The following is a 21,157-nucleotide window of genomic DNA, read 5'->3' as shown; positions in this document are numbered from 1 at the left end:
TATTCGATTCGGTTGTCCCCGAAGGGTTTCTACCCCCGGGCGGCCTTGAGCAGGTCCTCGCGAGTGGTGAGTTTGACGCGGGGGCGGCCGCCGGACTTGCCCGCGGTGCGTTCGGCGGTGTCGATCGCCTTCCAGCCCTCGCGGTCCACCAGATCCGGCTGACGCTGGGCCAGCAGGGTCTTCAGTGCGGCCCGATCAGCTTGCGGCGCAGGGAGTTTGCCCGAGGTGAAGTCGGCGAGCAACTGCTCGACGGTCTCGGTGGCATCGACCCGGTTGGATCCGATGATCCCGCGCGGGCCGCGCTTGATCCAGCCCGAGACGTAGATGCCCGGCAGATGCGAACCGTCGGCGACGACCCGGCCGTGCTCGTTCGGGATGGTGCCGGTGCGCTCGTCGAAGGGCAGCTCACCCACCGGCTGACCGCGGTAGCCGATCGACCGCAATACCAGTGCGGCGGACAGCGTCTCGGTGCGATCCGACGCCCGCGCCACCACGCGGCCGTCCTCGACGACCAGCTCGTTGTGCACGATCTCGACCGCCTCGGCACGGTCGTCGCCGGTGACCGCGGTGGGCGAGGTCAGGTAGCGGAAGACGATGCGCTTGTTGGCCGGATCCGGCGTCTTGGCCGCATACTCCTGTGCCAGTTCGTATTTCAGCCGCTGCGACGGCTCGATATCCGGATCGTCCAGCAGCGCTTGGCTTTCCGGATCCAGCTCCAGCTCGGCCGGATCGATGATGACGTCGATCCCCTTCAGATGACCCAGGGCCATGAATTCCGAAGAGGTGTACGCGGCCTGCAGCGGACCGCGCCGACCCAGCACCACGACCTCACGGATGTTGCTCTGCCGCAGAGCGTCCAGGGCGTGATCGGCGATATCGGTCTTGGCCAGCTCGTCGGGGTCCAGGGTCAGCACGCGCGCCACGTCCAGCGCGACGTTGCCGTTGCCGACGATGACCGCGCGCTCACCCGACAGATCGAAGGTGCGCTCGGCGTAGTCGGGGTGGCCGTTGTACCAGGCGACGAACTCGGTCGCGGAGTGGCTGCCGGGCAGATCCTCGCCGGGCACGTCCAGGCGGCGGTCGGTGGACGCCCCTACCGCGTAGATCACCGCGTGGTGATGGCTCACCAGCTCCTCGTGCGAGATGTGTTTACCGACCTCGACATTCAGGTGGTACTGCAGGGTGTCGCGGCGGAAGGCGCTCTCGAACATGGTCGACACACCCTTGGTGCCCGGGTGGTCGGGGGCGACTCCGGCGCGCACCAGACCCCACGGCGTGGGCAGGCGGTCGAACATCTCCACCTCGACGTCCGCGCGGCGCAGCAGCTCCTCGGCGGCGTAGCAGGCCGCGGGCCCGGCCCCGACGATCGCGACCCGCAGCGTACCGAGGTCCTTCGGCGGACGCGCCGGAGTCACCAGCGGATCGAAATTCGATTCCAGCGGATGACGCTGGAAGTACGCGGCGTTGATGTCGGCGAATCGCGCCAGGGACGCGCTCAGATCGTCCTCGGAGAAGATGGCCTCCACCGGGCAGGCATCAACACAGGCACCGCAGTCGATGCAGGTGTCGGGGTCGATGTACAGCTGCTCGGTCGTCGCGAACTCGGGTTGCTCCGGAGTCGGACGAATGCAATCGACCGGGCACTCGGGTACGCAGCTGGCATCGTCGCAACAGCGCTGCGTGATCACATAGGCCATATCTCGCAGATCCTCGAAAACAATCATGGGGCCGTACCCGCGCCGGGGCTCGGAGCGGGACGGGCATCACACCCGATGCCCGTGAGCAATGGTTGTGACGCCACCTTCAGTGTGCCTCGAGAGTGAGACGTCTCTCTCATCAGGATGCGTCGTTACCGCGTTTCGGTAACCCGAATACCGCCTCACACGGCATGCCCGAGCGTCGGTCCGGCCCGGTCCGCCTACGGTATCGGCTATGGTGCGGACCCTGATTCTGATGCGACACGGCAAATCCGATTACCCCGAACGTGTCGTCGATCACGATCGGCCGCTCGCGGCGCGCGGACGCCGCGAGGCGGCGCTGGCCGGTGCCTGGCTGCGCGAGACACAGCCGAGCATCGACGCGGTGTGCTGCTCCACCGCGGTGCGCACCCGCGAGACGCTCACCGCGACGGCCGTGACTGCCCCGGTGCAGTTCGAATCCTCGATCTACGAGGCCTCGCCGCGCACGCTGATCGAGCTGATCCAGCTCACCGAGCCGGATGTGCAGACCCTGCTGGTGGTCGGGCATGCACCCGGAATGCCGTGGACGGCTTGGGAACTGGCCGCCAACCGCAATTCCGAACCGGCCGCGGAACTCAGCCGCAAATTCCCCACCTCGGCGTTGGCGGTTCTGGAATTCGACCGCTCCTGGGCCGAGTTGGACACCGGGACGGGTGATCTGGTGCGCTTCCACGTCCCGCGGTAGCTCCCGCGGGGTCGCGGCTAGCTGATGATCCGCCCGCGGACCACGACGACCACACCGAACACGATCAGCAGCACCAGGGCCACGAACCAGTTGGTCAGCCACCACACGACGCCCAGGACCGCGAGCACCGGCAGCAGTGCGATCGCGGCGATGAGCGGACTTTCTCTGATCGTCTCGAGCGCCGATCGCGCCCGGATCCGATCGATCTCTTTGGCCATGAATTCAGCGTAGGCCGACTCGTCCCGATCGTCCGGTCCTTTTCCTGCGGCCCTGATGGAATGGGTGCGGAATCGTGCCCCCGCGCGGGGGGCGAAACTTGTCGGTGCCCGGTGCCATCCTGTGCGCATGGACTGGAAAATAGAGCTCGTCGCCATCCCCGTGACCGACGTCGATCGCGCCAAGAAGTTCTACACCGGTATCGGCTTCAACGCCGACTACGACGAGAGTCCCACCGAGGACATCCGCTTCGTTCAGCTCACCCCGCCCGGGTCGGGATGTTCGATCGCCGTCGGCAAGGGCATCACCGATGCCGCACCCGGCAGCGTGGTCGGCATGCAGATCGTCGTCGCCAGCGCCGAACAGGCATATCAGGAACTGACCGCCGCGGGCGTGTCGGCCACACCGGTCAAGGACGAGGGCTGGGGGCTGTTCACCTATTTCGCCGACCCCGACGGGAACAAGTGGGCGGTACAGGAGATCCCGAAGCGCCCCTGATCAGCAGCCCCGGCCATCGGCGGGGAATTCGGGCAGAATGGATCGCGGGTTCGGGGCTGCGGACGATTACGAGAACTGTCCGGGAGCGCGGGTGGACGACACCTCGTACACCTGGTTCCGACACCTCTGGATGACGCCTACCTGTTCGCGGCCCGTCTCGCCGGTCGGACGCGTGGCGGGTGCGAGGAACGAGTACCCGACACGGGGCCGACCGGCGAGACCAAGGGGGCCGCGAACAGCCGAAGCGAAGCGGAGGCAATCCAACACAGTTCGCGGCCCGTCTCGCCGGTCGGACGCGTGGCGGGTGCGAGGAACGAGTACCCGACACGGGGCCGACCGGCGAGACCCCGGGGCCGCGAACCGCCGAAGCGAAGCGGAGGCAATCGAACACGGCGAACCCGCCGGAGCGAAGCGGAGGCAGGAGAATATGGGTACGGCTGCATGGGATCGGATCACTGATAGGGACGATCCCGACTACGAGCGCGCGCGTTATTCGATCGGCGAGGTCTCCGAGCTGTCCGGCCTGACCCGAGACACCCTGCGCTGGTACGAGCGGATCGGGCTGCTGGATTCGGTGGGCCGTGATCACGCCGGTAAACGTCGGTTCAGCGATCGGGACATGGATTGGCTGGCACTGATCGGCAAGTTGCGGCGCACCGGAATGTCCGTGGCGGACATGATCCGATACGCCGAACTCGTACGCGCCGGGGAGTCGACCTATCCGGAGCGCCTGGCGATGTTCCAGCGCACCCGGGCCGACGTACTGGCCCAGATCGAGGAGCTGCGGCAGACCGTGGCGGTGCTGGACTGCAAGATCTCGCTGTACGAGGGCAATTCGGCCGCGGCCGACTGGCGGACCGTGGGCGTGGGCTCACGCCCGAGCCAGGACGAGGCGGTCGATCACGAGCGGATCGATCAGGGCGCACCGGTCTGATCGCCGAGCGTTCACCCGGCTCGGCACTCCGGGAGTCGCGACTGCTCATATGCTCGACGATGCGCACGGTGCCCGGCCCAGCGGATCCCGGTCCGGAGATGGGTGAGTTCGGGTGCGCGGGACGCGAACCTGCCTGATCTCCCGCCCTGAAGGAGCTGCCCGATGACCTCCCCCGCCGATATCGAAAGCGCGGTGCGCGCCGGTCTGGCCGCCGTCGCTGCGATGCCCGCAGTGGACGAGCACTGGCTGGAGGTCTACCGGCACCTGCACGCGAATCCCGAACTGTCCGGAGCAGAGGTCGCCACGGGCCGTCTGGTCGCGGACGAATTGCGGGCGATGCCCGGCTGGGAGGTCACCGAAGGCATCGGCGGCACGGGTGTGGTCGGCGTGCTGAGTGGTGGTCCGGGCCCTGTGGTCTGGTTGCGCGCGGATATGGACGCGCTGCCGGTGCAGGAGGAGACCGGACTGGACTACGCGTCGCGGATTCCAGGCGTGATGCACGCGTGCGGGCACGATGTCCATGTCACGGCCCTGCTCGGGGCCTGTGCGCGCCTGGCCGCGCGACCCGATCTGCCGGGCACGATCGTGGCGATCTTCCAGCCCGCCGAGGAGACCGGTTTCGGCGCGCGCAGCATGCTCGATGACGGCCTGCTGGACCGCTTTCCGCATCCGCGCATCGTGCTGGGCCAGCATGTCGGCCCGGTTCCGGCCGGACTGCTCCTCAGTCGCGGCGGGGTGCTGATGGCCGCGTCGGATTCGATCCGGATCGAGCTGACCGGTTCGGGCGGACACGCGTCCATGCCACATGCCGCGGTGAATCCGCTGACCATGGCCGCGTCCCTGGTGCAACGGCTGCAGGGCCTGGCCGCCCAGCATTCCGCACTGCCCTCCGCACCGGTGCTCACCCCCGCCGCGCTGCACGTCGGCGACCGGCCGAACGTGATCGCCGAGCATGCCGAAATGCTGCTGAGTCTGCGGACATTCACCGCCGGCTCGCGCGAGACGATCCTGAAGGGCGTGCGCCGGATGGCCGCAGCCGAGGCCGAATCCGCTGGCGCACACAAGGATCCGGCGATCGAGATATTCGACAGCTTCCCGGTCACGGTGAACTCCGCCGCCGATACCGACCGCCTGCTGACGACGTTCGCCGCCAACGGATTCCCGGCCTTCCCACTGCCCGGACCGATCACCGGCAGTGAGGATTTCGGCGCCTTCGCCACTGCCGCGAACTGCGCATCGGTGTTCTGGTACGTCGGCGGATTCTCCGCGGATCGGTACACCGCCGAGGATTGGATCGGATTGCACCAGGAGATGGCACTGCCCGCCGGGACGGCCTCGAACCACTCCCCCCGCTTCGCGCCGGACCCGGAGCAGACCCTGCCACCGGCGATCAACGCGATGGTCGTGGCGGCGAGCAGCGAGCTCGCCCGGAGCTGATCGCCCGCTCATCAGAATCGGCGGGCGCCGGTCACCGGCATCTGCCCGATCGGGGATTCGATCACCCCGGTGCGGTCGGTCGAGGCGTGGATGACGCGCCCGCCGCCCTCGTAGATGGCCGAGTGACCGCCACCGTAGAAGGACACCACATCACCGGGCTGCAACTGGTTCAGCGGAACAGGGGTTCCGGAGTCGAGTTGGCCGTAGCTGGTGCGCGGCACGGTGACCCCGGCTTGCCGATAGGACCACTGCACGAGGCCGGAGCAGTCGAATGCGTCGGGCCCCGCCGAACCGTATCGATAGGCGTGTCCGAGCTTGGAGCGAGCGGCATCGAGAGCGCGTTCGCCGGTTGTCTCGCGCGGCGTGGGCACAGCCTGCGGTGTGGACTGCGCCTGCGGCGTGGGCAGGTTCAGGCCGGGCAGCGACAGCCCACGGAACTGAGGCGCCGACAGGAATTGCCGGACCTGCGGAATATCGAGCACCGGCGGCAGGCCGGGCAGATCGGGTTGCGTGGCCCCGGCTTCAGGTACAGGTGCAGGCGCCGGTGTGAATGTGAACGCTCGTGCGACTACCGGCGCCTGATCGGATGTCGTCGGGACTGCGGGGTGCGCGACACCGGGCGCGGGTGCGACAGCCGAGCGCACAATTCCCGGGATAGGTACGGACGCGACAGCAGAAGGCATCACCGCGGGTATTGCTGTCGCGACAGCAGGGTGCCCGATTCCGAGGGCCGGTGCGAACCCGACCGCAGTGCGCACGACATCGGGAACGGACGGCGCAGCGGGGAGTGCGATGCCAAGATCAGGTGCGAACTCGACCGCGCGGGGAACAGGCGTCGCCGCGGGGTGTGCGATCGCAGGCGTAAGTGCGAGCCCGACGGCGGGCCGCACAATTGCGGGAGCGGACGGCGCGCTGATCGCGACGCGCGGCACGATGCTCGAATTCTGCTGCGGCCCAGCCGGAGCCAGATGCAGTCCCGGTTCGACGCCCCGGGAGATCCCGACCTGGTCCGGCACATCGATCACACCGACGGCCGGGACGTTCACGGGCTGGGCAGCCGCCTGGCCGGTGGCCAGGACCGTCGCCCAGACCATTCCGAGAGTCGCCGCGGCTACCCCGAGTGCGAACCAGAGCACCCGCCGCAGCAGGCGGGTATATCGGACCTCGTCGTTTCCTGCGCTCATGATGTGCTCCTTACGATCCTGTCATCGAGGGTCGATCGGGGCCTTACGACGCCGCGTCCCGTTGACGCGGCCGACTCCGTCGAGCTCCTCGAAATAGATTCGAAAAACATCACGGTGTTGCGGTCAGTCGAGCGGATCCGAGGCGCAATCATTCGCCGGAGAATGTTGAATCGCAAATACAACCGCACCGAAATACGATAACGAGACGATAAAGTATCGAAAAACAACTGATATCACGACAATGCCCCGCAATGCAATTTTCTGCACTGCGGGGCATTGCCGGAATATCTCAGGCGCTGATCTGCTGCTCGATCTGCTCGGCCAGACCGCGCAACTTCGCGGCGAATTCACGGGCCGCGGCCGGGTCGCCACCGGATCCCTTGACGATCCGGCGCGTCAGTGCGGCCAGCCTGGTCTCGGCCGAACTGAACAGATCCACGGGACGTTCGTGTGGATCCTCGATGACCTCACCGCGCAGCCACGCCTGCAGACGCTGCACCACTCGATCGCGATCGAATTCACCGGGCAGCACCGCCACCGCTTCGCGCAGTTTGCCCGCGGTGACTTTCACATCACCGGCCACGAGCGTGGCGTAGACGGTGACCGCGGCCTCTTCGCCGTGCTCGGCGGCCACCGGCAGCAATTCCCGTATCTGCCCCTCGTTGATCCCCGGGGCCAGCGGATGCAGTTTGGCGGCCAGCGGCCACGCGCGGATCAGCTTGTGCGCGTAGGAACGCTGCATATCCCAGCGCTGTTCGACATAGTCGTCGAAACTTGCGTGGGAATTGCGATACAGCCGCCCGTCACGCACGATCTGCAGCGCCCGCCCGGCCGCCCAGAAGGCCATGCGCAGGGTGCTGATCGAGGATTCACAGGCCGACAACTGCATCTGCTCGCCATCGCTGAGCGGGCCCGCACCCGCATCGGGCAGCGGGACGGTGAGCACGTTCACCGACTGCGGTGCACCGGAGGGCGAAACGACCGCCAGCGCCCGTCCCGAACGCTCCGGACGATTCCACTCCGCGTCGCGCAGTGGCGAGACCGCGGGCGTGTGCTCGGCCGAATCGTCCAGCGGATTGGTCACCTGCGCGTGCGCACCACCGATCGTCGATTTCCTACGTTGCGGAGGCATCAGGCAGGCACCCCCAATGCGGCACGGTAGGGCGCGACGAGTTCATCGCCCACCTGCCGATATTCGCCGAGATCCTGGAGCGGATTCTCCGCGCCCTCGCCGACTTCCCCATCGGCGGCTTCGCGGTACCATTTCCAGGCACTGACACTGGATTCGAACACGTCGTAATCGGCGTTCTCCAGACAAGCCCGCTGAGAGCGGTATTCGGTGGATATGTTGACGCCGTTCTTCATGGTGACCGGAACCTTGGTCATGAGGACTCGGACCCGAATTTCCCGGTCCGCGCCGACAGCCGCCTCCTCGGCGGCTCTATAGGTGCTGGGCACTCGTTTCACCTCCGAGGGACTCACGCTCGTCAGCAGGACGAGCTCATCGGTCGCGGGAATGGCAGCTTTGAAGATATCCGCCGACTCACCTCCGGCGTCCACGATCACGACGTCGTAGTCGGCGGCATTGTCGGCAATGCAATCGCCGACGTGTCTCGATGGAAATGCGATCAGGGTGAACGGGATGTCCACCTCTGCCCGGACCAGCCTGCGATGCCAGGAATATCCGGTCTGACTGAGCGGGTCGGCATCGATCACGAGTACGCGCAACTCGTGCACCCGGGCGAAATAGGCGGCGAGAAAGAAGGCGGAGGTGGTCTTCCCGACACCACCCTTCAGATTCCCCAATGTGATAACCAGGGGACGGGGCAGATCCAGTGATGCAACAGAATTCGTCATGGACGGTCCTCCCATAGTGAGGAGTAAAACTGTGCGGTGGCCAGTGTTGCACGGATATAACTCCGAAACCGTTCGACGGACACGGCGTGTCCAATTGGACACAGCCGATCTGCACACCCGCTCCGCATGCCGGGCACGCGCCGATACCGGGTAGCATCTCCGGTATGCACCGAATCTTCACCGTCACTCCGCCGCCCGCCTCCTGAGCGAGGTGGTTTCACGGGCCGGGTGGCGGTAGCGCTCGGTTGAGTTCGGATACCCGTCTCCCGGTGCGAACATCATCGGCAACTGCCTCGCGTCGTCGTCCCCTTCTTCTTCGACGCAGGAGTACCAACACCCATGTCCGTCGACGTCGTCGCGCCCACGCGCGACCGATCCGCACTGTCTCTCATCACAGCCGGAATCCTTTGGGGCACAGGAGGTTTGTCCGGTTCCATCCTCGCCCGTGAGGCACATCTGGCGCCGCTGCCGGTCGCGGCCTACCGGCTGCTCATCGGCGGTGGTCTAGCGATCGCCCTGCTGGCCGTATCCGGCGGGTTGCGCGGTCTGCCGCGCACCCGGGCCGCGCTGGGCCGGGTGCTGCTCACCGGCGGCCTGCTGGGATTCTTTCAGGGCAGCTATTTCCTTGCGGTGCAATATATTTCGGTGAGCATCGCGACGATGGCCACGATCGGGATGCTGCCCGTCTTCGTCGCCCTCGGCACCGTACTGCGCACCCGGCGCAGGCCCGATACCGCGACGCTCACCGCGATCGCCGGAGCGGTCACCGGACTGATCCTGCTCACCTGGTCACCGAACGGCGTGACGACCGGGTGGCGACTGGCCGCGGGCGTCGGCTTCGCGCTGCTGGCCGCCGCGGGGTTCGCGACTCTCACCCTGCTCACCACCCGCGTGGTCGAGGGCCTGGACCCGCTGCGCACCACCGCCTTCGGCATGCTCACCGGCGGACTACTACTCATGCCCATCGCCCTGACCAGCGGCATGTCCCTACCCCTGCGACCGGCGACCCTCGCCACGGCCGCCTATCTGGGCAGCGTGCCCACGGCCGTCGCCTACACCGCCTATTTCCGCGGACTACGCACTGCCGCACCGATTTTCGCCGCCATCGCCGCACTCCTCGAGCCACTCACCGCGGCACTGCTGTCGGTAGTCGTTCTCGGTGAACGTCTTTCGGTGGCCGGATGGTGTGGCGCCGCGCTGCTGATCGTCGCACTGGGGGTGAGCAACCGCAGATGACCGACGACGGCGCGGTCCGCTCGACCGTGGCCGCGAGGACCGCCCGGCTCGGCCGCAGTCCCCTCATGACTGCGGCCGAGCAGCTGTGCACTCACGCCGCGTCGGGCACCGCGGCGGGCACCGGTGTGGCAACAGGACGCGGGAAGGCGAGTCTGCGTGAGAGATAGGCGAAGACCGGGCCGAGGGCGTTCATCGCGACCACCGATACCCACACGGCGAGCAGATTGCCCGGATGGAAGCCGAACCCGCCGAAGTAGGTGGCGAAATACGAGGCGAAGCCGAAGAACATGCCCGGAATCAGGGAGAAGTAGCCGATCCGGCCGGTGTACATCAGCGCGGTGTTGACGACCAGGATGATCAGGGCCAGTACGGCGTCCTGCGCCAGGCGGGATTGTCCGAAGGCGGTGCCGATGTGCTGGTCGATCAGCACGATCACCATCGCGAAGGTCGATCCGGCGGGCATCGCGGCCCAGAGTTTGCGCGCGACCGCCATCGACGGACCGCCGGCCAGGAACGTCCCGGCCCAGCCGATGAAGATCGCCCAGGGCGGCAGATTCAACGCGGTGCCGCCGATGAAGGCGGTGAGTCCGGCGAGGATGGAGGCGACTATTTCGTGGGGTACGAGCTCACGCATGGGACAGGACTCCGATTTCGGCGGGAGAGTGGGAGGTGCCGGGGTGCAGCAGTTCTCGATGGCGGGTGGTGCGGGCCACCACCCGGCCGCGTTTGAGGACGTAGCAGCGATCCGGCCGATCCAGCAGCACGTCGGCGACCCTGCGGGTGGACAGCACCACCAGATCGGCGGCGGCCCCGGGACGCAGCCCGTAACGATCGGCGATCCCGACGATCCGCGCCGGAGCCTCGGTGAGCATGGTCAGCACCCGCGCGAGGTCCCGTTCACCCGAGAGGTGGCCGGTCTGCGCGAGGAACAGGCCGATATCGAGTAGATCGGCATTTCCGAAGGGGGTGAACGCATTTCGCACGTTGTTGGAGGACACCGCGGCCTGCACCCCGGCCTCCCACAACTCGCGGACCGGCGCGACGCCGCGACGCACGGCCACCGAATCGGCCCGGCCGCCCAGGTGCATATCCGTCGCGGGCAACGGCACGACGGCCACGCCCGCAGCGGCGAGCCGTCGCATCGTGGCCCGGCGTTCGGCGACGGGCCGTCCCGCCAGGGAGGTCACATGCCCGAGCGTGACCCGCCCGCCCATCCCGGTTCGGGCGGTGACCTCGGCGATCCGGTCGGCCAGGGCGAATCGCGGATCGGCCGCGTCGTCGGCGAAATCGGCGTGGATGTCCACCGGGACACCGAATTCGGCCGCCAGATCGAAGACCGCATCGATGTGCCGGTGGCAATCGGCCAGATCGGCCTCGTTGTAGGAGCAGCCGCCGATGACGTCCGCACCCAGGCGCAGAGCCTCACGCAGCAGTTCCAAGGTGCCCGGCGCCTTCAGGATGCCCTCCTGCGGAAAGGCGACGATCTGCAGATCGATCCGATCGCGGTATTCCTCGCGCAGTTCGAGCAGAACCCGCACGCCGAGCAGTCCGACGATCGGATCCACATCCGGATGCGCTCGAATCATGGTGGTGCCGTTGAGGATTGCCATATCCAGCACCTGCCGCGCGCGGATCCGGACCGATTCGGCGGTGAAGCCGCGCTTGAGCTCGCCGGTGACCGCGATCGCGCCGGCCAGGGTTCCGTCCGGATCGGTACGCTCGCGGTCGAGCATCGCCTTGTCCACGTGCACATGCGCCTCGACGAGTCCCGGGATGACCACGCGGCCATCGCAGTCGATCTCGTCGACGCCGGAAATCGACTGTGCCGCAGCAATTTCCGTGATGCATCCGGCCGTGACGGCGATATCGACGAGACCGGCGTCGTCCGAGATGCGGGCGTTGCGGAGAACCAGATCCGCCATGAGTACCTCCAGGAAGAGCAGGGGCACAATCTGTATAGAAATGCCGTGTTGCGCCTGCCCTCAGGAAATTTTTCCGGCGCGTTACCGAATCCTCGCAGGACATGCTGATCCGTTGCCCAGATCCAATCCTGTCGACATCTACCTGGCCATATGTCATGCCTCCGCAGACTTCTCACCTCACAGCAATCTGTCAGCTAACGTCTTATTTCCGCTATTCCGGGCTCGCGTGGCATTTCCCACAGGTTCGCGCTACACCCTGGCGGCACGCCTCGCGCGGTGGTTGTATACGGAACCACTCTCCGGTCGCACTCGAAGGATGGTCGATGAATCTGCTGCAGCCCCACTCCGGCCCGCTCTCGGGCGAGGTATACCTCCCGGCGGATCCGGACCGGATCTCCTGGGGCCTGCTGCCCAATGCGGTCAGCGAGCCGGTGCTGACCGTCGGCTCGGGCGCCACCGTCTGCCTCGACACGATCAGTCACGAGGGCATCCTCGAGGATCAGGGCCGCGATCCGGCGGGGTTCTTCGCTCCGGCCGGAATCGGCGAAATACTCTCCGACACAGCACTTGTCGCGGCTTCGGGCAGTCACGATCCGAGTACTCAGGGGCCACATGTGCTCACCGGGCCGATCGCGGTCACCGGCGCGCTGCCCGGTGACGTCCTCGAGGTCGAGGTGCTCGAGCTGCGTCGCCGCACCGGCTACGGGGTGATCAGCAATCGGCACGGCCGGGGTGCGCTGCCGGGCGAATATCCGGCCCCGCCGCCGGGCCACCCAGCGGGTGAACCGGTGCCGCCGGTCTGCACGATCGCCACCGTCGACGAGGCCGAACGCGGCGTCATCGCGGTCGGCGACGGGCGCTCGCTGCGCTTCCCGCTCAACCCGTTCCTGGGCATCATGGGCGTGGCCGCCGCCACCGAGGAGCCGGTGCATTCGGTGCCGCCGGGCCCGCACGGCGGGAATCTCGACATCCGCATGCTCGGGGTCGGCGCGCGACTGTATCTGCCGGTCCAGGTCCCCGGCGCGCTGTTCTACGCCGGTGATCCGCATTTCGCGATGGGCGACGGCGAGGTGGCCCTGACCGCGTTCGAGGCTCCGCTGCGGGCCACGCTGCGGCTGCGCCTGCACACCGATCCGCAGATGCGTAACCTCGCCGAGGTGCTCGCGACGCCGTTCGCCGAGACCCCGCAGGACCATCTGCTGATCGGCCTGGACCGCGACCTGGACGCCGCGGTCGCGCAGGCCACCCGCAATGCGATCGCGTATCTCGGTGCACGACACCGGATTCCGGCTCCGATCGCACTGGCCTATCTGTCGGCGACCGCGGACTTCCGCATCTCCCAGGTCGTCGACATCGTCAAGGGTGTGCACTGCTGCATCCGCAAGAGCGATCTGGAGGGGCTGTGAACGGCTTCGTATCCTGGCTGCCCGTCCTGGACGCACCCGCGGGCCTGCGACTGGCCGTGAAGGACGTCATCGATGTCGCGGGTATGCCGACCGGCGCGGGAAATCCGCGCTGGCTGGCCACGCATTCGATTCCCCAGCACGACGCGGCGGTCGTGCGGGCGCTGCGGGCCGAGTTCACCGTTGTCGGCAAGACCCATACCGACGAGCTGGCCTACAGTCTGACCGGCACCAACGCCCACTACGGAACCCCGGTGAATCCCGTTGCACCGGAACGTATGCCGGGCGGATCGTCGAGCGGAACCGCCGCGGTGATCGCCGCCGGACTGGCAGATCTCGGACTGGGCACCGATACCGCCGGATCGATTCGGGTCCCGGCGTCCTACACCGGCATCTTCGGATTGCGCCCCACGCATTCTCGCGCGCCGCACGACGGAATCGTACCGCTGGCACCGTCTTTCGACGTCCCGGCACTGCTGGCCCGAGATCTGGCGACCCTGCGTGCCGGGGCGCGGCTGATGCTCGACGGCGTCGGCACCGATGCGCGCCCGCGCACGATCTGGTGGCCCGCCGACATCCCGGTCGCCGAACCGGTGCGACAGGTCCTGCGCAGCACGCTGACCCGCCTGGTCGGGGCGGGTTTCGAACTCACCACCGCACCGCTGTTCGAGGCCGGGGGCTGGGACCGGCTGCGCGCGGCGTTCAGCACCGCCCAGGCCGCGCAGGTCTGGGAGCAGCACGGGGAATGGGTGCGCCGGGAACGGCCGATCTTCGGCCGCAACGTCTCCGCGCGTCTGGAACTGGCTGCCGAGGTCACCCCGCGCATGGCCGCCGAGGCGCGATCGGTGCTGCGCACGGCATCGGATCGCATCCTGCGCGCATTCGCGGACGACCGGGTACTCGCCCTGCCCGCCACCCCGTATCCCGCACCACTACTGGAGGATTCGGGTGCCGGGCGCGCCGCGGTGGTCCGGCTCACCTGTCTCGCGCCGATACTGGGCGCACCCGCGCTGAGCCTGCCGGTCGCCCGTATCGATGGTCTGCCACTGGGACTTTCACTCATCGCCGCACCCGGATGCGACGAATCCCTGCTGGCCACAGCCGAACTGCTGCGCTGATCGATCCGCCTCCTGCTCGCCACAGCGGCGAACGGCCCATCGAACGAAAGGAATTCGCTCGATGGACCGCTCGCGGGATCAGGCGTTCGCGGCCTCGCTCGCATCCGGACGCGCCCCGGTCGCCAGGAGCGAATGCTTTCGGCTGTAACCGAAGTAGATGACCATGCCGATCACGAACCAGATCGCGAACCGCAACCAGGTGATCGGCTGCAGGAAGGTGATCAGCCAGATCGAGAAACCGATCCCGACCAGCGGCACCACCGGCATCAGCGGCGTACGGAACGAACGCGGCAACTCCGGTGAGCGGTAACGCAATACGATCACCGCGGCACACACCACCACGAAGGCCAGCAGAATGCCGATATTGGTCAGCTCGGCCGCCGACCCGATCGGCATGAATCCGGCGATCGCCGCGGACACCGCGCCCGCGATCCAGGTGATCCGGGTCGGCACGTGCCGGGTGGGATGGGTCTTGGCGAACCACTTGGGCAACAACCCGTCCCGGCTCATGGAGAACCAGATCCGGGTGACGCCCAGCATGAAGGTGAACAGCACCGTCGTGATGCCGATGATCGCGCCCGCCGCGATCAGACTGCCCAGCCCCGGCAGTCCCACGGACTTGAAGGCCGTGGACAACCCGCTCTTGGGATTGATCTCGGAGTAGTGCTGCATGCCGGTCAGCACCAGACAGACCAGCACGTACAGCACCATCGCGATGGCCAGCGAGTACAGAATCGCCTTGGGCAGATGACGTTTGGCGTCGATGGACTCCTCGGCGGCGGTGGACATCGCGTCGTAGCCGAACACCGCGAAGAACACCGTCGAGGCGCCGGTCACCGCACCGCCGAATCCGAACGGGAAGTACGGGTGGAAGTTGCCGGACTTGATGTAGAAGAAGCCGACCACGATCACGATCAGCACGACCACGATCTTGATGGCGACCACGGCCGTCTCGAACCGGGCCGCCGCCTTCATCCCCAGATTCAGCAGCAGTGCGATGAGCAGGCACAGCACCGCGGCGAACAGATCCACCTTGTGGCCCGCACCGGTTCCCGGCGCGCCGAGCATCCACACCGGCAGATGCAGATTCAGCTGCTCGAGCAGATATTCGATATAGCCGGAGATGCCGATGGCGACCACCGCGACGATCGCGGTGTACTCCAGCAGCAGATCCCAGCCGATGAACCAGCCGACCGGCTCGCCCAGTACCGCGTACCCGTAGGTGTACGCCGAACCTGCCTTCGGGATCAGGCCCGCGAATTCGGCATAGGACAGGGCCGCGGCCGCACTCGCGACACCGGCGATGAGGAAGGAGACCAGCACCGCCGGTCCGGCATTCTTGTTCGCGACCTCACCCGCGAGACTGAAGATCCCCGCGCCGATGATGCCGCCGATGCCGATCGTGGTCAGCTGCCACAGGCCCAATACCCGTTTCAGGCCGCCGGATTCGTGCTCCTCGATCTGGTCGATGGGTTTGCGCCGGAAGAATTCACGCAAGACTGGACTAGCTGGCATGTGCTGCTCCTTGTACTACCTGATCGGGGCAGTGTAAATGTGAGCGGTAACACCCAGATTGTCCGCTTTCATGAATGAATTCGGGCGATTTCGTCGGATCGGACAAGCAGATCGTCGATCGGATCTGCATCCCGCCGATCGTGCGGCCAGCGATTCAGACCGGTTCGAAGGTGACGGTGATGGTGGTCCATCCCCCGACGTGGATCCGATCACCACTGTGCAGCGGAACCGGCGTCCCCGGTGGGATCAGGTCGTCGACGCCGTTGATACTCGTGCCGTTCGTGGAGCCCAGATCGGTGACGGTGAGAACGTCCCGGTCGACGTGGATACGCGCGTGCGACCGGGATACGCCGATGTCCACCGGAGCGATGCCGAGATCGATATCGGGCAGCACACCCTGCGACACACTGCGTTTGCCTACCAGGAAATCATTGCCCCGCAGGGGAATCCGGCGCTCCGGATAATAGCCCGGAAATTCCACCCGCTCGGCGTCCGGCCCCTTGCGAGCCAGCATCCGCTGGTAGAGATCGTGATCCGCCGCGACGGTCGCCACCCACACCGCCCCTCCCACCGCACTGTTCGGCTCCGGCTTGCCGAATTCCACTGTAGGAGCGGCAGATTCCGGCGGCACCGCCGTGAGATCGGCCCGCCCCGCGACCGGCCCGGCCGCACGACCGGGCGCGGGCAGCGCCGAATCATGGCCGCACACCTCACAGAACCGCGCCGAGATCGGCGCGCCGCACGCCGGACACGGCAGCGGGGCCGCCGCGGGCGGAACGGGAGCAGCACCGCTGCTCAACGCCGCGCCGCAGACGTCGCAGTAATCGGTGGCGGCGGACAGGTGACCGTCGGGGCAGGTGAGCACTAGGACTCCTTCCGCACCCGGGCGGTCTTGGTCGAACGCGCGTCCAGGGCCATCTCGTCGAAGGTGTCGACATCGCTGCGCAGCCGGACCGTACCGGTGTGGTCGTCGACCTCCACGACACCGCGCAGCAGCTTCGCGGTGCCCTCGTTCCCGGACTCGGCGGCCAGTTCCACCGCCCGCTGCAGTTTGGCCGTCGCGGTGTGCACATCGCCCTCTTTGCGAGCGGACAAACCCTCCTGCACCGCCTCGGCGAGTTCGGCTTGACCGGTGTAGTGCGCGACACGGCGGCTGATCCGGGCCGACAATTCGTTGTCGGTGGTCCACACCGCCTTCACCAACCCCTGACCCACGACCTCTTCCCCGGCCACCACACTGATCCGGGCGGCCAGCTTCTCCCGGCCGGGCGCGGCCGGATCGAGGCGAACCTGCACGTGATAGTCGCGCTCCTCCGCACCCCAGGAACCCAGCGGGTATTCCCCCACCTGCGCGGCGGTCTCGCGCCGTCGATCGGACAGATCCTCGATGGTCGGCGCGACCTGCTTGACGAAGCGCACCGCCGCGCCCGCGGGCGTCCAGACCCGCAGCGTCAGTTCGGGAATCGTGCGGCCCATCGACGCCTGGGTCAGCGCCTGGAAGTCGGCGGTCAGCTCCGAACCCTGTTTGACCACATCGACCGAGCCGAGCAGTCCGGAGGCGACGGTACGCAGTTCCGCCACCACGTAATTGGTGCCCACGCCGCGGCAGTCGCAGGTGAACAGGCCCGCGGACTGCCGGATCTCGTCCAGCAGGTGAGCAGGTTCCTCGTGCTCGTTCTTGCCGTCGGTGAGCAGAATGGCGTGCGCCATCGCCCCCGGATACTGCCCGGCGATCTGTCGCGCCACACCCAGCCACATCCCCATCGCGGTGCCGCCGTAGGGGCGCAACGTGTCCAGGGCATGCCGTGCGGCGGTGCGTGATTCGGGATCGGCGCGTTGCAGCGGCCCGCGCGCGGGGAAGACCACCTCACCGACGTGGGTACCCTTCACGATCGCGAACAGGGTGCCGTCGGGCATTTCGTCCAGTGCGGCGAGCGTGGCCGCACGCGCCCCGGCGAACCGGTCACCCGCCGCCATCGACCCCGAACAGTCGATGATGATGATCTCCACGCGCTCGCGCGCCGGCGCGGCCACCGCGAACTGCGCACCGCTCTCCACCGTGACGACCGCATCCACGGTGTCCGCGCCCTCGGCCAGATACTGATTCTGGTCGACGACGACCGAAATCCCCTCCACTGCCGGTGAACTCATACTTCGCCTCCTCGTCCCCAAGGCATGCCCACCGGCGCCAGCGCGACGGTGATGTTGTCGCCGCCACCGGCGGCCAGGGCGTATTCGACCAGTTCGCGGGCGGCCTGAGTCCCCTGGGGCGCCGTCGCGGTGGCGACCGATGCGATGGCCACCGGATCGGGCAGATAGTTCCAGAGCCCGTCACTGCACAGCAGCAGCACACCGGGGCCGCGCACCCGGAACGACCGCACCCGGGTATCGGCGGCCTTGTGCTCGGAATCCGCGCCCAGCCAGCGCACCAGCGCATGCGCGCGCGGATCCTGCATGGCCGCCTCCTCGTTCATCACCCCCGCGTCGACCAGCGCCTGCGCCCAGGAGTCGTCGATGGTCAGGCGCTGCGACGGCGGCGTCCCGTGCGCCTCGTCCGGGGACAGCCAATACGCCCGGCTGTCACCGACATTCGCGACCGTGATCTCGACTTCACCGTCCTCGCAGGCACGCAGGACCGCGGCCACATAGGTGCACGACGGCGAGTGCCCCACCCCGGTGGACACATCCCGCACCGCCTGGAACGCGGCCTCCAGACCGGCCTTGACCGCATCGATGGTGGTGCGGTCGGCCGCCAGGGCGGACAAGCAGGCATCCACCCCGCCGCGCGCCCCGGCCCGCGCCGCCAGTTGCGGATCCTCCGAGGTGGACACGCCGTCGCAGACGGCGATCACGATCGCCGGGCCGGACGTGTCGTCCAGCAGCGCCGCGGCTACCGCGTCCTCGTTGCGGGCGTGCACCAAGCCGCGATCGGTGACCAGTTGCACCGCACCGAGATCGGCCTCGCTGCGATCGGGCGGGCGGCGCAGTCCGCCGCAGGCCACGCAGTAGCCGTCGACGTCGAAATCCGCCGCACCGCAGTCGTCGCACACCGCCGCCGGATCGATCGTGACGTCCGGCAGCACCGCGCGGGTGATGGCCAGCTCACGCCCGCACTGCTCGCAGAAGCGGTCGGCGGCGCCGACGTCGGCCTGGCATCCCGGGCAGTGCCGACCCGCGTCGCCGCTCACAGGACCGTCCTCGGACGGATCCGGTTGGCGTGATCGACCAATTCGATCCGCCCCCACAGATCTCCGGCGTCCCGGGCGAGGTCACGGAAGCAGTTCTCCAGCCCCGAGCGCACACCGGCCGGATCCAGATCGCGCCCCAGGAGCGGATCGGCCGCGGTAGCGGCGTGACCGGCGGACAGCCAGGCCAGGGCGGCGTCCAGCACGACCGTGCGGACCTGTGCGGCACGATATTTCGATTCGATGACGAGCCTTTCGATCCGGCTGCCGCCCTCGCGCAACAGCTCCTCGGTGATTTCGGTCGTACTCCGACCCGCCAACAGGACCTCCACCGCGGTGATCGCGGCTTCGGTGTGCCGCGCCGAGGCCGGATCGACCTGATCCAGGACCGCGACCGCACCCACATGCTCTCCGGCCGCACGACGCAGCCTGGCCAAACCGAAGGCCGCACTCACGAAACTCCGGTCGGTCTGCCACACCATGCTGTAATACATTGCGGCCCTGTGCAATTCAATTTTCGGATCGACGCCGGGCAGGCGGGTCGACAACTCCGCGGCGACCGCGAGCGCCAGCTGCGGAGCCGACTCGCCGGGCAGCGTCGCATACACAGTCTCGAATTCCACTGCGGCCGAGTCGAATTCGCCGACCAGTAGCCGGGCCAGGCCGCGATACCAGCTCAGTCGCCAATCCTCGCCCAGTTCGGCAGCCACCTCGTCGATACGGCGCTGGGCATCGGCGGCGTCACCAGTCTCCAGAGCCGCGCGGATCAGCCGCAACGGGATTTCCACCGATCGGGCCGCACCGGTGACCACCGCGCGCAGTCCCGCCGCGAACGCCGGTTCGAGTTCGGCCGGACTGGTGCCGCTGGTCGTGGCCAGCAGCGCCGCGCCGGTATCGGCGGGATCGACCAGCGGCACCGGCAACGCGGCGACGACGTCACGCGGGTCGAGCCGGAACGAACCGTTCGCCGGGAGCATCACCGGATTCCCCGGCGTGCCCACGCCGAACACCCCGCGCGGCGGACCGAAATTCACCGACAGCCCCGGATGCGGCACGTCGTCCTGGGTGGACAGCACCGTGCGCAGCACCCCGGTCAGCTGATCGGCCGTCTCCTCCATCGAGGCGAAGCGCGCGTCCGGATCGGCGTCGGTGGCGCGCAGCAGGAATCGGTACAGCGAATCATGCTGCGCCAGAAGTGGTTCGGTCGTCCGATCCGGGAGTTCGGCGAAATGCCCGTCGCGCTCGGGCAGGGGCATCATCAGCACGGCCAGCGTGCGGCCCACGGTGTACACCTCGGTCGCCACGGTGGGGCCGGTCTGGGCGATCTCGGGGGCCTGATATCCGGCCGTACCGTAGATGGGGCTGTCCAGATCGTCCATCGCGATGACCGCACCGAGATCGATCAATTCGAGTTGCTCGTCGGACTGCATCACGTTGTCCGGCTTGAAATCACAGTAGGCCAGACCCAGCGAGTGCAGATATCCCAGTGCGGGCAGCATCTCCAGGACGTAGGCGATGGCCTGTCCCGGCGGCAGATGCGCGCCGGCGCTGTCGCGATGACGGCGCAGCACCTGTTTGAGCGAGGTGCCGCCGACGTACTCCATCACGATGTAGCCGACCGGAATCCCGTCCGCCCCGGCATGTTCGACGAAGTTGAAGATCTTGACGATATTGGGGTGTTCGACCTGGGCCAGGAACCGGCGCTCGGCCACCGCCGCGGCCATCGCATCCGGATCCGCGGTGTTCAGCAAGCCCTTGAGCACCACCCAGCGATCGTTGACATTGCGGTCCACGGCCAGATACAGCCAGCCCAGCCCGCCGTGCGCGATCGGCCCGACCACCTCGTATTGCCCGCCGACCAGCTCACCGCGCACAAGCTTGGGCGTGAAGGAGAACCGGCTGCCGCAGTGCGGACAGAACCCTTCGGGGCGCCCAGCGGTGTTGTCGCGCGAACGCCCCACCGGCCGTTCGCAATTGGCGCAGAATCGCTTATTCTCCGGAACGCTCGGATCGGTCAGCACCGCGCTGGCCGGATCCACCCGCGCTACCCGGGGCACCTCGACCATCCCCGCCCCGAGACTGCCCCGGCGGGCCCGGGACGAGGTGGATCGCGTACGCACCGAACGAGATCCGGTGCGAGCCGTCCCTACGGTCGCGACCGGCTGCGTCCCCGGGAGTGCGCTCCCTGCCGTCGCGATACCGGAACCGCTCGGCTGTACCGGCACGGG

General features: G+C 67.7%; 19 protein-coding genes. 7 read left to right on the top strand and 12 right to left on the bottom strand.

The features are described 5' to 3' along the window. Positions 1-29: 29 nt before the first annotated feature. Positions 30-1,697 (bottom strand): FAD-dependent oxidoreductase, encoded by a 1,668-nt coding sequence (locus tag K7711_RS14830; protein ID WP_222970352.1) that lies wholly within the window; start codon positions 1,695-1,697, stop codon positions 30-32. Positions 1,698-1,932: 235 nt separating this feature from the next. On the opposite strand from K7711_RS14830, the gene K7711_RS14825 reads away from it, so the two are divergent. Then, positions 1,933-2,424, top strand: a complete 492-nt coding sequence (locus tag K7711_RS14825) for a SixA phosphatase family protein (protein ID WP_222969812.1) — start codon at positions 1,933-1,935, stop codon at positions 2,422-2,424. Between the two features lie 17 nt (positions 2,425-2,441). Here K7711_RS14825 and K7711_RS14820 read toward each other — a convergent pair whose 3' ends face one another. Then, entirely contained in the window at positions 2,442-2,642 is a 201-nt protein-coding gene (locus tag K7711_RS14820; protein ID WP_222969810.1) for a hypothetical protein, read from the bottom strand. 127 nt (positions 2,643-2,769) lie between these two features. On the opposite strand from K7711_RS14820, the gene K7711_RS14815 reads away from it, so the two are divergent. The 3 genes from K7711_RS14815 to K7711_RS14805 all read left to right on the top strand — a co-directional run bounded on the left by K7711_RS14815 (position 2,770) and on the right by K7711_RS14805 (position 5,509). Then, positions 2,770-3,138 (top strand): VOC family protein, encoded by a 369-nt coding sequence (locus K7711_RS14815; protein ID WP_222969808.1) that lies wholly within the window; start codon positions 2,770-2,772, stop codon positions 3,136-3,138. A gap of 427 nt (positions 3,139-3,565) precedes the next feature. Then, entirely contained in the window at positions 3,566-4,072 is a 507-nt protein-coding gene (locus K7711_RS14810; RefSeq protein ID WP_222969806.1) for a MerR family transcriptional regulator, read from the top strand. A gap of 162 nt (positions 4,073-4,234) precedes the next feature. Then, complete coding sequence (locus K7711_RS14805) at positions 4,235-5,509, top strand: amidohydrolase (RefSeq protein WP_235747193.1); 1,275 nt, start codon at positions 4,235-4,237, stop codon at positions 5,507-5,509. 11 nt (positions 5,510-5,520) lie between these two features. On the opposite strand, the gene K7711_RS49295 is transcribed toward K7711_RS14805, so the two are convergent. The 3 genes from K7711_RS49295 to K7711_RS14790 all read right to left on the bottom strand — a co-directional run bounded on the left by K7711_RS49295 (position 5,521) and on the right by K7711_RS14790 (position 8,550). Beyond that, on the bottom strand, positions 5,521-6,693 hold the full coding sequence (locus K7711_RS49295; protein WP_372460139.1) for a C40 family peptidase: 1,173 nt from the start codon (positions 6,691-6,693) through the stop codon (positions 5,521-5,523). A gap of 289 nt (positions 6,694-6,982) precedes the next feature. Further along, positions 6,983-7,825, bottom strand: a complete 843-nt coding sequence (locus K7711_RS14795; protein WP_222969804.1) for a hypothetical protein — start codon at positions 7,823-7,825, stop codon at positions 6,983-6,985. Next, positions 7,825-8,550 carry a ParA family protein gene (locus tag K7711_RS14790; protein ID WP_372460138.1) on the bottom strand — a complete coding sequence of 242 codons (726 nt, stop codon included), beginning with the start codon at positions 8,548-8,550 and terminating at the stop codon, positions 7,825-7,827. The genes K7711_RS14795 and K7711_RS14790 overlap by 1 nt, the downstream gene beginning before the upstream one ends. Positions 8,551-8,889: 339 nt before the next feature. Here K7711_RS14790 and K7711_RS14785 point away from each other — a divergent pair, with 339 nt between their 5' ends. Further along, positions 8,890-9,786 (top strand): DMT family transporter, encoded by an 897-nt coding sequence (locus K7711_RS14785; protein WP_222969800.1) that lies wholly within the window; start codon positions 8,890-8,892, stop codon positions 9,784-9,786. Between the two features lie 91 nt (positions 9,787-9,877). On the opposite strand, the gene K7711_RS14780 is transcribed toward K7711_RS14785, so the two are convergent. Beyond that, positions 9,878-10,420: a DUF1097 domain-containing protein gene (locus K7711_RS14780; RefSeq protein ID WP_222969798.1), complete on the bottom strand. Its 543-nt coding sequence runs from the start codon at positions 10,418-10,420 to the stop codon at positions 9,878-9,880. Beyond that, entirely contained in the window at positions 10,413-11,708 is a 1,296-nt protein-coding gene (locus K7711_RS14775; protein ID WP_222969797.1) for an amidohydrolase family protein, read from the bottom strand. Before K7711_RS14775 ends, K7711_RS14780 begins: the two co-directional genes overlap by 8 nt. 323 nt (positions 11,709-12,031) lie before the next feature. Here K7711_RS14775 and K7711_RS14770 point away from each other — a divergent pair, with 323 nt between their 5' ends. Both K7711_RS14770 and K7711_RS14765 read left to right on the top strand, forming a co-directional pair. After that, positions 12,032-13,114, top strand: a complete 1,083-nt coding sequence (locus K7711_RS14770; protein WP_222969795.1) for an acetamidase/formamidase family protein — start codon at positions 12,032-12,034, stop codon at positions 13,112-13,114. Further along, complete coding sequence (locus tag K7711_RS14765) at positions 13,111-14,229, top strand: amidase family protein (RefSeq protein WP_222969793.1); 1,119 nt, start codon at positions 13,111-13,113, stop codon at positions 14,227-14,229. The genes K7711_RS14770 and K7711_RS14765 overlap by 4 nt, the downstream gene beginning before the upstream one ends. Before the next feature lie 78 nt (positions 14,230-14,307). Here the strand turns inward: K7711_RS14765 and K7711_RS14760 are convergent, their stop codons facing one another. From K7711_RS14760 to K7711_RS14740, 5 genes are all read right to left on the bottom strand, one after another. Continuing rightward, positions 14,308-15,744, bottom strand: coding sequence for an amino acid permease (locus tag K7711_RS14760; protein WP_222969791.1), 1,437 nt, complete (start codon positions 15,742-15,744; stop codon positions 14,308-14,310). A gap of 154 nt (positions 15,745-15,898) precedes the next feature. Continuing rightward, entirely contained in the window at positions 15,899-16,609 is a 711-nt protein-coding gene (locus tag K7711_RS14755; RefSeq protein ID WP_222969789.1) for an FHA domain-containing protein, read from the bottom strand. Beyond that, complete coding sequence (locus K7711_RS14750; RefSeq protein ID WP_222969787.1) at positions 16,609-17,895, bottom strand: vWA domain-containing protein; 1,287 nt, start codon at positions 17,893-17,895, stop codon at positions 16,609-16,611. Before K7711_RS14750 ends, K7711_RS14755 begins: the two co-directional genes overlap by 1 nt. Beyond that, positions 17,892-18,932 carry a protein phosphatase 2C domain-containing protein gene (locus K7711_RS14745; protein WP_222969784.1) on the bottom strand — a complete coding sequence of 347 codons (1,041 nt, stop codon included), beginning with the start codon at positions 18,930-18,932 and terminating at the stop codon, positions 17,892-17,894. Before K7711_RS14745 ends, K7711_RS14750 begins: the two co-directional genes overlap by 4 nt. Next, positions 18,929-21,049 carry a serine/threonine-protein kinase gene (locus K7711_RS14740; RefSeq protein WP_443678092.1) on the bottom strand — a complete coding sequence of 707 codons (2,121 nt, stop codon included), beginning with the start codon at positions 21,047-21,049 and terminating at the stop codon, positions 18,929-18,931. Before K7711_RS14740 ends, K7711_RS14745 begins: the two co-directional genes overlap by 4 nt. Positions 21,050-21,157: the final 108 nt, after the last annotated feature.

Source organism: Nocardia coffeae, from assembly GCF_019890715.1.
GTDB classification, from domain to species: domain Bacteria; phylum Actinomycetota; class Actinomycetes; order Mycobacteriales; family Mycobacteriaceae; genus Nocardia; species Nocardia jiangxiensis.
Note: the sequence above shows the minus strand (reverse complement) of the source record. Positions and strands in the feature narration are given on the sequence as shown.